Below are 15,019 nucleotides of genomic sequence, written 5' to 3' on the forward strand. Positions count from 1 at the left end.
GCGGTCCGGTTGGTGCGCGATTGTTATCAACGTTATGATCACTCCCGCGCTCTCCGCAGGGAGCTACCCAGGATTTGTCGACGTCGATCCTGGACGCCGCGTTGTAGTCAGGTGATGGTTCGGCCTCGTTCGCCGACGTGAAGTCGCCGTAATGAGCGCTGTCCAAGGGGTCGAGTGTTGTCGCCGGAAGTCAACGAGCACATCCGCGGGGGGAGAACGCGGCAGGTCGCGCCCCGTGACCGCTCGTTCGTTCTGGAGAACGGCAGCGACAAGGAACTGCTGGCCGCCCACGTGCGCGGGCAGCCGCACGCCTTCGCCGAGCTGCTGCGCAGGCACAAGGACCATCTGTGGCAGACCGCGCTGCGCACCTCCTACAGCCGCGAGGACGCCGCGGACTCCCTGCAGGACGCGCTGCTGTCGGCCCATCGCACAGCCGGCTCGTTCCGGGCCGAGGCCGAGGTACGGTCCTGGCTGCACGCCATCGTCGTCAACGCCTGCCTGGACCGGATCCGCCGCAACAAGACCCGCCGCGCCATCTCGGTGACCCCCGATACGATGCCCGAGGCCGTGGAGCCGCGCGACGAGTTCGCCGAGTACGAGTTGTCGACCGTGGTCGGCGAGGCGCTGTTCACCCTGCCGGAGGACCAGCGGCTGGCCCTGGTGATGGTCGAGATGGAAGGTCGTAGTGTGGCCGAGACGGCGGCCGCGCTCGGCGTGGCGGAGGGCACGATCAAGAGCAGATGCTCCCGAGCGCGCGTACGTTTGCAAGAACGTTTGGAATTTTTCCGGGATCCAGGGAACCGGATCTAGCCCGGATGCGTCATTAACAGTGACGAGTAAGTCAGCGATGTGAATCCTGCGATCCGAAATCGACAGAACAGGGGAGGTGCGAGGGTGGCCCGATCCGTGCCGCAGCCTCCGTTCCCGTCGGAACTGCTGGCCGATCTCCATGCCGACAATCTCGCGCCCGAACTGCGCGAGCAACTGTGGCCCCTGGTCCGCACCGACCCCGACGCGCTGCGCTACCTGAACCAGCTCGACGAGGTGGACGCCCACCTCCACGCACTGAGTACCGAGGAACGGGTCATGCACCGCATGCCCGACGACGTCGCCGACCGCATGTTCCGTTTCGTCGCCGACCTCGACGCGGGCGAGGGCCCGACCGAACGCCTGACCCCGCCTGACCCGCCGAGCGCCCCGGTGGTCGCGTTGGACCGGTACCGCTCCCGGCGCCGGATGGGCCTGCTGGCCGCGGCGGCGGCCACCGTAGCCGTGCTGGCGGGCGCCGGAGCCGTCGTGGCCACGCTCGACACCACCGACGGCACCCCGACCGCGGCCCCGCACACCGAACCAGCCGACCCGGGTGACGAACTCACCACCGCGGTAGCACTCAGTGCCCTCGGCAAGCGCACGGTCAGCGGTCCGCTGAGCGACGAGGCGGCGCTCATTCGCTGTGTGCAAGCCAACGGGATCGACCGCACCGTGCTCGGTGCGTCGAGCATCACCTTCCGGGGCGCCGACGCGGTCCTCGTGCTGCTCGCCGGACCAGAGCCGCCGACGATCACCGCGCTGGTCGTCGGCACCGGCTGCACCACCGGCGCGCCGGATCAGCTGACCCTGCGCGACATCGGCTGATCCGGCGCGTTCCCCGACAGCGCCGCGACGCCGGGAACAACACCGTTTACCCTGTTGTTGACCGACACGTCCCCAGCTTGTCTTTTTCGGAAGGGCCCCATGAGCACGCCAGTTCACGACCTGATCATCGTCGGCTCAGGCCCCGCCGGGTACACCGCGGCCGTCTACGCCGCTCGTGCCGAGCTCGCCCCGATCGTCTTCGAAGGCACCCAGTTCGGCGGTGCCCTGATGACGACCACCGAGGTGGAGAACTTCCCCGGTTTCCGCGAGGGCATCATGGGCCCGGACCTGATGGAGCAGATGCGTGAGCAGGCCAAGCGTTTCGGCGCCGACCTGCGCACCGAGGACGTCGACGCGATCGACCTGTCCGGCACCATCAAGAAGGTCACCGTCGGTGACGAGACCTTCGAGGCCTATGCCGTCATCCTCGCGATGGGCTCGGCGGCCCGCTATCTCAACGTCCCCGGTGAGCAGCAGCTGCTCGGCCGCGGTGTGAGCGCCTGCGCCACCTGCGACGGCTTCTTCTTCAAAGGCCAAGACATCGTGGTGGTCGGCGGCGGCGACTCGGCCATGGAGGAAGCGACCTTCCTCACCAAGTTCGCGGCCAGCGTCACCATCGTGCACCGCCGCGAGGAGTTCCGCGCTTCGCGGATCATGCTCGAGCGCGCGAAGGCCAACCCCAAGATCAAGTTCGTGCTCAACGCCGAAGTGGCGAGAGTCAACGGCGAGACCAGCGTCACCAGCCTGACCCTGCGCGACACCCGTACCGGCGAGGAGTCCGAGCTCGCCGCGACCGGCCTGTTCGTCGCGGTCGGCCACGACCCGCGCAGCGAACTCGTCAAGGGCCAGGTCGCTCTCGACGGCGAGGGCTATGTGCAGGTGAGTGATCCGAGCACCGCCACCGATGTGGCCGGCGTGTTCGCCGCGGGCGATTTGGTCGACCACACCTACCGCCAGGCGATCACCGCCGCGGGCACCGGCTGCCGCGCCGCGATCGATGCCGAGCGCTGGCTCGCCGAGCAGGGCGACATCACCGCCAATACGCTCGACCATGCCGACGGACCGGCCGCGGTGCGCGCCAACTGATTTCGAGCACGACGAGTTCCACCCCCTGTCAAGGAGACACCATGGCCGACAGCGCCAACACCATCACCGTCACCGATCAGTCCTTCGCCGATGACGTCCTGCTCAGCGAGAAGCCGGTGCTGGTCGACTTCTGGGCCGACTGGTGCGGTCCGTGCAAGATGGTCGCCCCGGTGCTGGAGGAGATCGCGGGCTCGCACGCCGACAAGCTGACCATCGCCAAGCTCGACACCGAGGCCAACCCGGGCACCGCACGCGACTACCAGATCCTGTCCCTGCCCACCATGATCCTGTTCCAGGGTGGCAAGCCGGTGAAGCAGATCGTCGGCGCCAAGGGCAAGGCGGCGCTGCTGCGCGAACTCGACGGCCTCATCTGAGGTATCCCATCATCTGAGGGGTATCACATCCCACAAATGCGCCTCCTACCGGCCGACGCGCCGTAGGATGCCTGGACCCGGGATTGCCGTAATGCGGCCCGGATCTGAGACAATCGAGGCGACGCTCCGGCCGAAGGAAAGGGCTCTCACGCATGCACCGACTTCGTCACGGCGATTCAGGACCAGCCGTCGCAGAGGTTCGGAGCACCCTCGCAAGCCTCGGTCTCCTGCATCCCCAGCACGGCCAGTCCCTCGACGGCGCCGACCCGCGGGAGTACTGGAAGGAAACCGACGCGGTGTTCGATCGTCCGCTCGACTCGGCGATCCGTGCGTTCCAGCAGCAGCGTGGCCTCCTGGTCGACGGCGTGGTCGGTCCGGCGACTTACCGCGCCTTGAAGGAAGCCTCCTATCGGCTGGGTGCCCGCACACTGATCTATCAGCTCTCGGCCCCGCTCTACGGCGACGATGTGGCCACCCTGCAGCGCAGGCTGCAGGACCTCGGTTTCTACGTGTACCGGGTGGACGGCTACTTCGGTCCGCACACCCACGAGGGGCTCAGCGCCTTCCAGCGTGAGATCGGCCTGTCCGCCGACGGCATCTGCGGGCCCGACACCCTGCGTTCGCTGGAACTGCTCGGCGCGCGCGTCACCGGTGGCAATCCGCACCGCATCGCCGAGGAAGAGGTGGTGCACCGGGCCGGGCCGCAGCTCACCGGCAAGCGCATCGTGATCGATCCCGGATTCGGCGGAGCCGACAAGGGTTTCGCGGTGCCCACCGAATTCGGTGACGTCTACGAGTCGGAGATCCTGTGGGATCTCGCCTCGCGACTCGAGGGCCGAATGGCGGCCACCGGCATGGAAACCTTCCTGTCCCGGCCGTGGGGTGCCAACCCCACCGATGTGGAACGCGCCGAGACCTCCAACGCCTTCGACGCCGACTTGATGATCTCGCTGCGCTGCGCCACCAGCGACAACCCGTCGGCCAAGGGAGTGGCCGGGTTCTACTTCGGCAACTCACACGGCTCGGTGTCGATGATCGGCCAGGTGCTGGCCGGCTTCATCCAGCGCGAGGTGGTGGCCCGGACCTCGGTGCAGGACTGCCGGACTCATCAGCGCACCTGGGACCTGCTGCGGCTCACCAAGATGCCGACGGTCCAGGTGGATCTGGGCTACCTCACCAACGACTACGACGCCTCGGTGCTCACCAACCCGCGCATGCGCGACGTGATCGCCGAAGCCATCCTCATCTCGGTGAAGCGGCTGTACCTGCTCGGCCAGGACGACCAGCCCACCGGCACCTACACCTTCGCCGAGTTGCTCGCCGAAGAGTTGGCCGCCGCGGACGCGGGCACCGTCCCCTGACCGCGCGTCTAGTCCCCGAACAACGCAACGGCCCCCGTGTTTCCACGGGGGCCGTTGCGTTGTTCCGCAGGAACACGGGTAACTCACCGGAACGGGCTGGCTTCACCCGGGACTCACCGTCAGGTGCGATGCCACCTGACGACGCACCTAGGTCCGGCCAGAAGTCACGGGAATGCGGATCTGCGCTGCGGCGAGGAGTTGATCAAGGGCGCGCTCGACGTCTTCCTTCCAACCGTGGTCGGTGTCGAGTTCCAGGCGCAGCCGGGGGAAGCGGTGATGCTGGGCGACCACTTCGAAACCGACGTCCTCGAGGAAATCCGCGTCGATCATGCAGGTTTCGGGTGTGCAGTGGGTCGCGGCGGCTCGATCGCGCAGCGGTGCGGCGATCCGTTCCATCAGACGCATGGACGAGCCGATACCGCGATCGGCGACCGACGTGGTCGGGGGACCGTTGCGGATGCCGAACGCCTCCAGCGCTCGCACACCGCGGCGGACCAGATCGGCCACCACGGCCTGGACCAGTCGATGGGCTACATCGGCCTCGTCATAGGGGAATTCGGCCTGCAGCGTGGTCAGCAGGACCGCGTCCGGGCTCACGGGGGAGGTGGGGAACAGCGTCGACCGCGGCACGGCGCTCGGGGGCGAGTACAACGCGCACCCGGCGATGTTGTTGTCGACCTGAGCCACCTGACCGCACGAACCCCATTCGAGCATCACGGTCGACAGCCACGCCTCTTTCTCGAAGACCGGATCGCTGAACGCGTGCGAGTCGGCGGCGACGGCCGGATCGAGCTCCCAGAACACACACCGCCGGGTGTGCGCCGGGAGCCGATCGAGCCCGTCGAGAGTCAATGCTGTGACGCTGGTCGACACCGCTCTGCTCAGCCTCCAGCTGTCCGATTCATCCACGCTCACGACTCCACCTCGCTGGCGCTCGGTTCCGTCGTGCGCGATGCGCGTTGTATCTATGGTTCGCTCGCTGACGCTCGCTCACGCCACATCACTATCCACAGTAATGCCGCCTCTTTCAATTGTGTAGAAAGGCCGGTAGTGCCCCGTCACAGTGACGTTTCGGGGCTGGGCTGCTCCATCAGCGCCACAATGCGCTCGAGATCTTCGACGGAACCGAACTCGACAACGATCTTGCCCTTACGCTTTCCGAGACTCACCGTGACCCTGGTGTCGTAGGAGCCCGACAGCCGCTCGGCCACTTCCTGCAGTCCCGGCATGTGGATCGGCTTGCGCTTCGGCGCCGGGGGAGCGACCTCCGAGGGATTGCGATTCGCCAGCGTCACCGCTTCCTCGGTGGCCCGAACCGACAACCCCTCGGCGACGATCCGCGCCGCCAGAACTTCCTGTGCGTCCGCGCCGGCATCCAGACCGAGCAGCGCCCTGGCGTGTCCGGCCGAGAGCACCCCGGCCGCCACCCGACGCTGCACGGGGATCGGCAGCTTCAGCAATCGGATCATATTCGTCACCACCGGTCGGGAGCGGCCGATTCGGCTGGCCAATTCCTCATGGGTGACATCGAACTCTTCGAGCAGCTGCTGATAGGCGGCCGCCTCTTCGAGTGGGTTCAGCTGCACGCGGTGGATGTTCTCCAGCAGAGCGTCGCGCAGCATCGAGCCGTCGTCGGTGTCCCGGATGATCGCCGGGATGGTGGCCAGTCCAGCTTCCTGGCAGGCACGCCACCGGCGCTCTCCCATGACCAACTGGAACTTGTCGACACCCGGCTCGACGCGCCGCACCACGATCGGCTGCATGAGCCCGAACTCGCGAATCGAGTGCACCAGCTCGGCCAGTGCCTCTTCTTCGAAGACCTGACGCGGCTGCTTCGGATTCGGCTCGATCTGGTCGGCTGGTACCTCGCGGTAGACCGCGCCGCCGGGGGAGACCAGATCGTCAGCCGCGGGCTCGGGCTCCGATTCAGGCTCCGGGACACGATGCAGGAACGCCTCGGCGGGCTGCGGGCCGATCGGATTGATGCCGATCACGCTCGCCGCGGCACTGCTCAGACCCGGCGCCGTCGCCGGACCCGTCGGGATCAACGCGGCCAAACCGCGACCGAGACCGCCCTTTTTCGCCTGACTCATCGGCTACCGATCCCTTCAGTCTTCCAACACAACTACGACGGTCCAACACACAATTACGACGCGTCTTGCTTCAGCTGAGCGCGACCGGCCAGCTCGCGCCCCGCGTCCATGTAGCTCATCGCACCGCGGGAGCCCGGATCGTAATCGAGCACGGTCATGCCGTAGCCCGGCGCCTCCGAGACCTTCACGCTGCGCGGGATCATCGACTTGAGCACCACGTCGCCGAAGTGGTTGCGCACTTCCTCGGCCACCTGATCGGCCAGCTTGGTGCGACCGTCGTACATGGTCAGCAGGACGGTCGACACGTGCAATTCGGGATTGAGGTGCGCCTGCACCAGACCGATATTGCGGAGCAACTGACCGACGCCTTCGAGCGCGTAGTACTCGCACTGGATCGGGATCAGCACTTCTTTGGCGGCCACGAGCGCGTTGACCGTCAGCAGGCCGAGCGAGGGCGGGCAGTCGATCAACACGTAGTCGATGTCGTAGCCCGCGAGTGCGGCTTCGTGGATGGCGGTCTTCAACCGGCCTTCGCGCGCGACCATCGAGACGAGTTCGATCTCAGCGCCCGCGAGGTCGATCGTGGCCGGAACACACAGCAGCCGTTCGCTGTGCTGGCTCGTCTGGATCGCGTCCTTGACCGCCACCTCGCCGATCAACAGCTCGTAGCTGGACGGGACGCCCGAGTGGTGCGCCACGCCCAGCGCGGTACTCGCGTTGCCCTGCGGATCGAGATCGACGACAAGTACCGTCATCCCCTGGTGCGCTAGCGCCGCAGCGAGATTGACCGTGGTCGTCGTTTTGCCGACGCCGCCCTTCTGGTTGGCGATGGTGATGATCCGTTGCTCGCGGGGTTTCGGCACAGTGACCTTTCCTGGATGCAGAATCTGGCTGGCGCGTTGCGCTTCCGCCGCGATCGGGGTCTCGGCCGGGGAGATGTTCCCGAAAGGAGTGTTCCCGAACGTCTCCGCGTCGAAGCTGCTGGAATCCAGCATCCCCGGGACCCGCGACGCTGTTTCCCGTGAAACATTCGCCGGACCGCTCGACATAGACAGCTCCTAACCCGAGAAACTTCAGATCACGTACTCCCGACCGAGCGTCGGCGCCGTGTCATCGCATATAAGTGCGGGGTGGCATCGTCCACATCACCGTGGCCCAGACGCTCACGCCCGACTGTGAACAGCTTGCCAGTACCGCGACGGTTAGGAAAGCTGAATCGCGGCACGGCGAGGAGGACACGCCCAACTGTGTCGAATTCCGCGCCCGAGAGGTTGTTTCACGGGAAACATCGGGGGAGTGGTGCTCGAGATTCAAGACTCTCGCACTCGCGGCGTTCCACGTGAAACACAGCGACTCCGACGAGGAACACAACGACATTGTCGCAGGAACGCCACCCGCGCAACGGTTGCGGCAGCCCGGCGCGGAAGGCCGAAATCGGGCTGAACCTGCCGCAGGCAACCACCCTCGGACCCTTTCGTCACGTTACGAAAAGGGAAAAGCGCTCTCGCACACGCCGATCACGAACTTCCGGATTCCCTACGCTTCCGCGCCTTCTTCTCCACGCCGGCCGCCTTGCGCTCGCTACGACGGGTGGGCCGCTCGGCACGGGGGAGGAGTTCGGCGCTGATGACGAGCGTCGGGATTTCCACGATGCCCGCACCGCAGCCGACAACACGAAGATCGGTGGCGCCGTCGCGAATCAGTTCGGCTCCATCGCGCTCGAGTTCCTCGGCAGCGCTGGTTCCCTTGAGCGCGAGCATCCGTCCGTGGTCGCGCAACAGCGGCAGCGACCAGTGTGCGAGTTTGGCGAGTGGCGCGACAGCACGCGAGGTGACGACATCCGCGCCCCCCGCTTCCTTGATCACCCCGGATTGCTCGGCCCGCCCGCGCACCACGGTCACGTCCAATCCGGCGGCCTCGATGAACTCACTCAGGAAGACGGTCCGCCGCAGCAGCGGTTCCACGAGAGTGATGCGAAGGTCCGGCCGCGCGATGGCCAACGGGATGCCGGGGAGTCCGGCGCCGCTGCCGATGTCGACGACCGTGGTGCCCTCATCGATCAGCTCGCCGATCACGGCGCAATTGAGGATGTGTCGCTCCCACAGTCGGGGGACCTCCCGCGGGCCGATCAGACCGCGCTCCACGCCGGCGGTAGCCAGGGCTGCGCAGTAGCGACGGGCGAGGTCGAGGCGCTCGCCGAACAGTCGGGCAGCGGCGGCGGGTGGTTCCAGCTCGGCGGACAGCGCACCCAGTTCTCGTTCCACGTGAAACATCCTTCCGAGTGGTGATCAATCGCGTCGGGCATGAATAAGGCCCCCGGTCCGAGACCGGAGGCCCTAATCACATCATTCGTGGGCGGTGTCGCGCCGGGCGGATGTCAGCCTACTCGGGCACGACCACCACATGACGATTCGGCTCGACACCTTCGCTCTCACTCGCCACACCATCGATATCGGCGACGGCGTCGTGCACGATCTTGCGCTCGAACGGAGTCATCGCCGACAGCGCTTCGGGCGCGCCCGATTCCAGCACCCGTGTAGCCGCGGCCACACCGAGCTCGCTCAGATCGGTGCGACGCTGGGCGCGCCAGCCCGCCACGTCGAGCATCAATCGGCTGCGGACCCCCGTTGTCTGCTGCACGGCCAGCCGAGTCAATTCCTGCAGCGCGTCGAGCACTTCACCGTTGCGGCCGACGAGCTTGGTCAGATCGCGGCCGCCGTCAATGCTCACGATGGCGCGGTCGCCTTCGACGTCGAGGTCGATATCGCCGTCGAAGTCGAGCACGTCGAGTAGCTGCTCGAGGTAGTCGCCAGCGATCTCGCCCTCTTCGATCAACGCTTCTTCGGCGTCGTTCACGACGTCAACAGTCGTCGCCACAGTGGCGTCCCCTCCGTCGGTCTCGGTCTCAACAGTCATTGGATTCCCTCTATCCGATCGCCGCTCAGCGCTTGCGCTTCTGGTTCGCCCGGCCGCGGTTACCCGGCCGCTTCTGACCGCCGGGGCGCTTGTGACCGCCACCCTGCTTGGCCGACTGCTTCGGGGTGCCGTTGCTCGCGGCGGTGCCGTTCGTCGAGGCCGAGTCCTCGGCCGGAGCGTCCTGCTTCTTACGGACGTCGACCGGCTTGGCGCCGGGCTTGGGCGCGTTCTGCGCGCGCTGCTCCAGCTTCTTGGCCTTCTTCTCTTCTTCTTCCTTCTCCATCCGGCCGAACACCAGATGCTGCTGCCCGTAGGTCCAGACGTTGTTGGCCACCCAGTAGATCAGGATGCCGATCATCAGGAACGGGCCACCGACCATCACACCGAGCGGGAACACCCAGAGCGAGAGCTTGTTCATGATGGCGGCCTGCGGGTTGGCCGCGGCCTCCGGGGTCTGGCGCTGGACCGAGGCGCGGGCGTTGAAGTGCGTGGCCACACCGGCGATGATCATCAGCGGGATCGCGACCAGCGCGATACTCATCCGGCTCGGCGTGCCACCCCAATCGGCGAAGGCCTGGAGTTCGTTGGTGGGCGCCGTGATGAACGCCGCGATCGGCGCACCGAAGATTCGGGCGCTCAGGAACGACTGGACGTCGGTCGCGCTGAAGATGTAGTTGCCGAGGTTGGCGTTCTCCTCAGCGGACAGGCCGAGCTGGCCGAAGCCGTGGCCGGTGCGGTTGAACGAGCGCAGCACGTGGAACAGACCGAGGAACACCGGCACCTGCACCAGGACCGGCAGGCAGCCCATCAGCGGGTTGAAGCCGTGTTCCTTCTGCAGCTTCTGCATCTCCCGCGCCATGGTCTCGCGGTCGTTCTTGTACTTCTTCTGCAACTCCTTGATCTGGGGCTGCAGCTCCTGCATCTGCTTGGTGGTGCGGACCTGCTTCACGAACGGCTTGTACAGCACAAGCCGCAGGGTGAAGACCAGGAACACCACGGAGAGGGTCCAGGTGAGACCGCTGTCGGCTCCGAGCACAAAGCCGAAGGCTTTGTGCCAGAACCACAGAATCGCGGATACCGGCCAATAGATGATGTCGAGCACGGCTCTAGGTACTCCCGTCGTTCGTATCGCCGATCAACGCGGGCGATGACTTTTTGCAGTATCCATTGCGCATGCTCGGGCGGCCTCCGTGGTCACACTCCGCTTCCGCCTGCGGCCGCTCACCTCTCATGCGAGCATTCGACCCGCGCGCCGGCACGGGATCCCACCCCCCAGGGTGCCAGGGTGCGCATTTGGCCAAGCGCACGACCGTCAGCACCGAGCCGATCACCAGCCCGCGGGTTCGCAAGGCGGTCACCGCGTACTCACTGCAGGTGGGGGTGAACCGGCAGATCGGCATCCGGGTAGGGGAGACATAGTTCCGGTACAGCTCGATCAGGAAGATCAGCGCGTTCGCGGGTAGCCGGGCGAGAGTCCTCATCTCCGGTCACCGACCGGGGTGCGACCGAGCGCGGGCTCCGGAGCCTGACGCAAGCCCAGCTTGCGCAGTCCGGTGCGCAGCTGGCGCAGCAACTCGGCGGAGTCGGCAGAGGCAGCGCCGGGCAGGGCCCGGATCACGACATCGGTACCGACCGGCAACTCGTCGACCACCTGGGCGCACATATGACGCAGGCGGCGGGCGACGTAGTGGCGAACCACCGCGTTACCCACCGCCTTGCTGACAATCAGTCCGAACCGTGGACCGCCTACGCGGACCAGGGAATCGCCGTCGGCGATCTCGTCGTACCTGTGCGTGAACGCGTGTACGACGAGATCTCGCCTCCCGATTCGCTGACCGCGGCGCACCGTGCGGGAGAATTCGGCACGGTGGTGCAACCGATACGGCTCAGGCAACACCCGAGCGTCCGACTACGCGCGATCAGGCAGTCAGTTCGGAACGGCCCTTACGGCGACGCGCCGAAACGATGGCGCGGCCCGCACGGGTCCGCATCCGGAGGCGGAAGCCGTGCACGCGCGCCCGACGACGGTTGTTCGGCTGGAACGTCCGCTTGCCCTTGGCCACGGTCAACACTCCTCGAGTTGGTGGGCACCATGCGGTACCCGAAGTCTGTTCGGTGAATCGGATGCCTGCGCAGCGACCGCGGTCTACACGCAGATAGCCTTGGCGATCGACGTGCAGCACACAGCCGCCACCGCGCCAAGGGGTGACTGTACGAGGGTACTGATACCGCTACGCGGGGTCAAACTCGGCCCCCAGGCACGTGCGCCAGGCACCGCTCCAGGTTACCGGACCCTGCCTCGGCGCCCCGAACCGGCCCGACCTGGGACGACACGCCCGGGATGTAGTGACGCAGCGGGCGGATTTTCGTGAGTTCGTCCACACCACTAGCCTTGTGCGACGAGGCCAGCTAGCCTCTGTAGCCGGGGGATTGCTGAAGAACCGCAGGTCCAGCCCCCATTCACTGCCACACGGTGGCAGAATTCCTCTATCCCCAGGTTTGTCCACATCTGTGGATAATTGTGTGGACAGACGGCCGGAGTGGCATATTCGTAGGGCCGACGGTGCCCGCGCCGCAGTCGCCGACTCTGGGACCGCACGGCGTTCGAACCGGCTTCGGTTGTACGCAGGATCACTGAATCCCGCCTGGTCAAGGGCGGTTTCTGAGCGTGCTCGCCAGGTCGTGGGCCCCAACAAACCGGTCCGGGGAGGACGCTGCATGGACGACGAGCAGAACGTGCTGGCCACCGTATGGCCGGAGGTGGTCGCCGAGCTCACCACCGGCTCGGCCGACGGTGCGATCCCGGCGGTGAGCCGCGCGCAGCAGGCCTGGCTGAAGCTGGTCAAACCGCTCACCGTGGCGCAGGGCTTCGCGTTGCTGTCGGTGCCGTCCTCGCTGGCCCAGGAGGCGATCGAGCGGGATCTGCGCGAGCCCATCCTCCGGTCGCTGGGCCGCCGACTCGGCCCGCAGGTGGAAGGTCTCGGTGTTCGCATCGCCGCGCCGAGCCCGGCCGCGGGGGAGCGGGCAGGCAGTTCGCCCCGGCACGCCAGGATGACGAGCAGGCCGGAGCGGCCGCGCGAACAGGTGCGCCCGCCCGCCGGCTATCCCGGCCCCGATTTCAGCGTTCCCGACTACGCCGCCCGTGGTGAGTACGGCAGGCCGCGCTACGGGGCGGGCGAGTATCCCGCGCAGAACGGTGACTACGGCAACGACTATCCCGCCGCCGCCGAGTACCCGGCAGGCGGTGACTACGGCAACAGCTACGGCGGCCGCGAGTACCCGGCACAGGGTGGCGAATACGGCGAACGGACCGAGTACCCCGGCCACCGAGACTCCGGGCCGCGTGATTCCGGCCACCGCGAGTATCCGGCCGAGTCGGACTACGCCCAGCCGCCCGAGTACTCCCAGCAGCCGGAGTACCAGCAGGCCCCCGAGTACCCCCAGCCCACGGAATACCAGGGCGAACACACGCAGTTCCCCGGCTCCGATTTCGAGCCGACCGCCGCGTACCCGGTCACCGACTACGTCAACGGGGAGTTCGGCGGACGCGGCGAGTTCCGGGGCGGACGCCCCGAGCAACGCCCGTCCGAGTCTGCGCCGCCCATGCGCCGCGAGCAGGGCGGTGCCCCGCGTCGCGAGCACATCCCGCCCGGGCAGGAATCGCTGTTCACCCCCGACCCGCCGCCGCGCGCGCCGAGCCGGGGCCGTGGACCGCAGACCGAGGAGCCGCTGGCCGCGCGTGCCGAGGAACCGGCTGCCGAGGCGCAGGACAAGCCGTTCCCGGGCCAGCCGGGCGCCGACTCCACCGACGACGAGCCCGTGGTCGATGCCCGAAACAACTGGCCGACCTACTTCAGCAAGTCGCCCGAGGCGCCGCCACAGAGTTCGTCTTCGGCGAGCCTGAACGCCAAGTACACCTTCGAGACGTTCGTGATCGGCGCGTCCAACCGGTTCGCGCACGCGGCCGCGGTCGCCATCGCGGAGGCACCGGCGCGGGCCTACAATCCGCTGTTCGTCTGGGGCGCCTCGGGTCTTGGCAAGACCCACCTGCTGCACGCGGCGGGTCACTACGCGCAGCGGCTTTTCCCCGGGATGCGAGTGAAGTACGTCTCCACCGAGGAGTTCACCAACGACTTCATCAACAGCCTGCGCGACGACCGCAAGGTCGCGTTCAAGCGCCGCTACCGCGAGACCGACATCCTGCTGGTCGACGACATCCAGTTCATCGAGGGCAAGGAAGGCATCCAGGAGGAGTTCTTCCACACCTTCAACACCCTGCACAACGCCAACAAGCAGATCGTGGTGTCCTCGGATCGCCCGCCCAAGCAGCTGGCGACGCTGGAGGAACGGCTGCGGACCCGCTTCGAGTGGGGCCTGATCACCGATGTGCAGCCGCCCGAGCTCGAGACCCGGATCGCGATCCTGCGCAAGAAGGCGCGGATGGACCGGCTCGACGTGCCGCACGACGTGCTCGAGCTGATCGCCAGCCGGGTGGAGCGCAATATCCGTGAGCTCGAGGGCGCGCTGATCCGGGTGACGGCCTTCGCCTCGCTCAACGGTCAGCCGTTGGATCTCTCGCTGGCCGAGGTGGTGCTGCGCGATCTCATGCCCGACACCGCCGCGCTGGAGATCAATGCGGCCACGATCATGGCCGTGACCGCGGAGTACTTCAATACGACGCTGGAGGAGCTGACCGGGCCCGGCAAGGCGCGTCCGTTGGCACAGGCCCGCCAGATCGCGATGTACCTGTGTCGTGAGCTCACCGATCTGTCGCTGCCCAAGATCGGGCAGGCGTTCGGCCGGGACCACACCACAGTGATGTACGCGGAGAAGAAGGTGCGCAAGGAGATGACCGAGCGCCGTCGCGTCTACGACCAGGTGCAAGAACTCACAGCCCGGATCAAGCAACGTTCGCGCTGATTTCATCCCCAACCCCGAACACCGCCCTGACCTGGGGCGGTGTTCTTTTTTGCCCTGTGGATTCCTCGAGGACTCCCTGTGGAATCCTCGAGGAATCCACCGGTTGTGCACCGGTTCGCGCACAGGGCCTGGGGACCGAGTGGGGAGTATTCGCTCACAGGGAGTTGTCCACATCGTCCACAGGTCGCTCCGCTCACAGGCACATGGGCATACTGACCTGCGCCGCTGTCGAATCCGGCCTGTGGATTCCTCGAGGAATTCGTGTGGAGTCCTCGAGGAATCCACCGGGTTGCCACCAGGGTGGCACCGTGTGTGAACAACCGGGTGAATCCGGTGGAACAACTCGAGGACAACTCGAGGATGGATCTGGGACAACTTCGTCCGTCCACAGACGCCCCGGATTCATCCTCGAGTCACTCCACGGTCATCCCCATGCCGACTCGGTCTCTGACCTGCGGATTCGAGGGAAGTCCACAGATTCCACAGTGCCTACTACTACTTCAGTTCTCCTTCTGAGAGAGATCTCTTGAAAACAAGGTGTGTGGAAAGTCGGATCGGCAGGCTCGGCTCGGTCGGTCGTTCACTCACAGGCAGCAAGGAGAAGAGGGGCGGTCGAGGACACCGGGATTCGCCG

At 66.6% G+C, this 15,019-nt stretch carries 15 protein-coding genes; 6 read left to right on the forward strand and 9 right to left on the reverse strand.

Annotated features, from left to right (window positions below; all coding sequences use genetic code 11):
* Window positions 1-252: 252 nt before the first annotated feature.
* From sigM to BOX37_RS33065, 5 genes are all read left to right on the forward strand, one after another.
* Window positions 253-810 (forward strand): RNA polymerase sigma factor SigM, encoded by a 558-nt coding sequence (gene sigM / locus BOX37_RS33045; protein WP_071932097.1) that lies wholly within the window; start codon window positions 253-255, stop codon window positions 808-810.
* Window positions 811-906: 96 nt separating this feature from the next.
* Complete coding sequence (locus BOX37_RS33050) at window positions 907-1,635, forward strand: hypothetical protein (RefSeq protein ID WP_084760522.1); 729 nt, start codon at window positions 907-909, stop codon at window positions 1,633-1,635.
* A 99-nt stretch (window positions 1,636-1,734) separates the two neighbouring features.
* Window positions 1,735-2,721 (forward strand): thioredoxin-disulfide reductase, encoded by a 987-nt coding sequence (gene trxB, locus BOX37_RS33055; RefSeq protein WP_071931033.1) that lies wholly within the window; start codon window positions 1,735-1,737, stop codon window positions 2,719-2,721.
* Window positions 2,722-2,762: 41 nt separating this feature from the next.
* On the forward strand, window positions 2,763-3,095 hold the full coding sequence (gene trxA / locus BOX37_RS33060; protein WP_071931034.1) for a thioredoxin: 333 nt from the start codon (window positions 2,763-2,765) through the stop codon (window positions 3,093-3,095).
* 152 nt (window positions 3,096-3,247) lie between these two features.
* On the forward strand, window positions 3,248-4,456 hold the full coding sequence (locus tag BOX37_RS33065; RefSeq protein ID WP_071931035.1) for an N-acetylmuramoyl-L-alanine amidase: 1,209 nt from the start codon (window positions 3,248-3,250) through the stop codon (window positions 4,454-4,456).
* 147 nt (window positions 4,457-4,603) lie between these two features.
* Here the strand turns inward: BOX37_RS33065 and BOX37_RS33070 are convergent, their stop codons facing one another.
* The 9 genes from BOX37_RS33070 to rpmH form a co-directional block, all read right to left on the reverse strand.
* Entirely contained in the window at window positions 4,604-5,329 is a 726-nt protein-coding gene (locus tag BOX37_RS33070) for a hypothetical protein (RefSeq protein ID WP_071931036.1), read from the reverse strand.
* A 185-nt stretch (window positions 5,330-5,514) separates the two neighbouring features.
* Window positions 5,515-6,549, reverse strand: a complete 1,035-nt coding sequence (locus BOX37_RS33075) for a ParB/RepB/Spo0J family partition protein (RefSeq protein ID WP_071931037.1) — start codon at window positions 6,547-6,549, stop codon at window positions 5,515-5,517.
* A gap of 53 nt (window positions 6,550-6,602) precedes the next feature.
* Complete coding sequence (locus BOX37_RS33080) at window positions 6,603-7,598, reverse strand: ParA family protein (protein WP_071931038.1); 996 nt, start codon at window positions 7,596-7,598, stop codon at window positions 6,603-6,605.
* A 468-nt stretch (window positions 7,599-8,066) separates the two neighbouring features.
* Window positions 8,067-8,822, reverse strand: a complete 756-nt coding sequence (gene rsmG / locus BOX37_RS33085) for a 16S rRNA (guanine(527)-N(7))-methyltransferase RsmG (RefSeq protein ID WP_071931039.1) — start codon at window positions 8,820-8,822, stop codon at window positions 8,067-8,069.
* 109 nt (window positions 8,823-8,931) lie between these two features.
* Window positions 8,932-9,465, reverse strand: coding sequence for a Jag family protein (locus tag BOX37_RS33090; RefSeq protein ID WP_071931040.1), 534 nt, complete (start codon window positions 9,463-9,465; stop codon window positions 8,932-8,934).
* A gap of 25 nt (window positions 9,466-9,490) precedes the next feature.
* Window positions 9,491-10,567, reverse strand: coding sequence for a membrane protein insertase YidC (yidC, locus tag BOX37_RS33095; protein ID WP_071931041.1), 1,077 nt, complete (start codon window positions 10,565-10,567; stop codon window positions 9,491-9,493).
* A 4-nt stretch (window positions 10,568-10,571) separates the two neighbouring features.
* Window positions 10,572-10,946 (reverse strand): membrane protein insertion efficiency factor YidD, encoded by a 375-nt coding sequence (gene yidD / locus BOX37_RS33100; protein WP_071931042.1) that lies wholly within the window; start codon window positions 10,944-10,946, stop codon window positions 10,572-10,574.
* A complete protein-coding gene (gene rnpA / locus BOX37_RS33105) occupies window positions 10,943-11,362 on the reverse strand; it encodes a ribonuclease P protein component (protein WP_071931043.1) in 420 nt (139 codons plus the stop codon). The genes yidD and rnpA overlap by 4 nt, the downstream gene beginning before the upstream one ends.
* A 22-nt stretch (window positions 11,363-11,384) precedes the next feature.
* On the reverse strand, window positions 11,385-11,528 hold the full coding sequence (rpmH, locus tag BOX37_RS33110) for a 50S ribosomal protein L34 (protein WP_071932098.1): 144 nt from the start codon (window positions 11,526-11,528) through the stop codon (window positions 11,385-11,387).
* Window positions 11,529-12,183: 655 nt separating this feature from the next.
* On the opposite strand from rpmH, the gene dnaA reads away from it, so the two are divergent.
* A complete protein-coding gene (dnaA, locus tag BOX37_RS33115; protein ID WP_071931044.1) occupies window positions 12,184-14,385 on the forward strand; it encodes a chromosomal replication initiator protein DnaA in 2,202 nt (733 codons plus the stop codon).
* Window positions 14,386-15,019 lie beyond the last annotated feature (634 nt).

Source organism: Nocardia mangyaensis, assembly GCF_001886715.1.
GTDB classification, from domain to species: domain Bacteria; phylum Actinomycetota; class Actinomycetes; order Mycobacteriales; family Mycobacteriaceae; genus Nocardia; species Nocardia mangyaensis.

Excerpts from the sequence above, each read along its gene's own strand:
- BOX37_RS33090 (WP_071931040.1), bottom strand. The coding sequence starts at position 9,465 with ATGACTGTTGAGACCGAGACCGACGGAGGGGACGCCACTGTGGCGACG.
- BOX37_RS33075 (WP_071931037.1), bottom strand. The coding sequence starts at position 6,549 with ATGAGTCAGGCGAAAAAGGGCGGTCTCGGTCGCGGTTTGGCCGCGTTG.
- yidD (WP_071931042.1), bottom strand. The coding sequence starts at position 10,946 with ATGAGGACTCTCGCCCGGCTACCCGCGAACGCGCTGATCTTCCTGATC.
- BOX37_RS33080 (WP_071931038.1), bottom strand. The coding sequence starts at position 7,598 with ATGTCGAGCGGTCCGGCGAATGTTTCACGGGAAACAGCGTCGCGGGTC.
- rsmG (WP_071931039.1), bottom strand. The coding sequence starts at position 8,822 with ATGTTTCACGTGGAACGAGAACTGGGTGCGCTGTCCGCCGAGCTGGAA.
- dnaA (WP_071931044.1), top strand. The coding sequence starts at position 12,184 with ATGGACGACGAGCAGAACGTGCTGGCCACCGTATGGCCGGAGGTGGTC.
- trxA (WP_071931034.1), top strand. The coding sequence starts at position 2,763 with ATGGCCGACAGCGCCAACACCATCACCGTCACCGATCAGTCCTTCGCC.
- trxB (WP_071931033.1), top strand. The coding sequence starts at position 1,735 with ATGAGCACGCCAGTTCACGACCTGATCATCGTCGGCTCAGGCCCCGCC.
- BOX37_RS33065 (WP_071931035.1), top strand. The coding sequence starts at position 3,248 with ATGCACCGACTTCGTCACGGCGATTCAGGACCAGCCGTCGCAGAGGTT.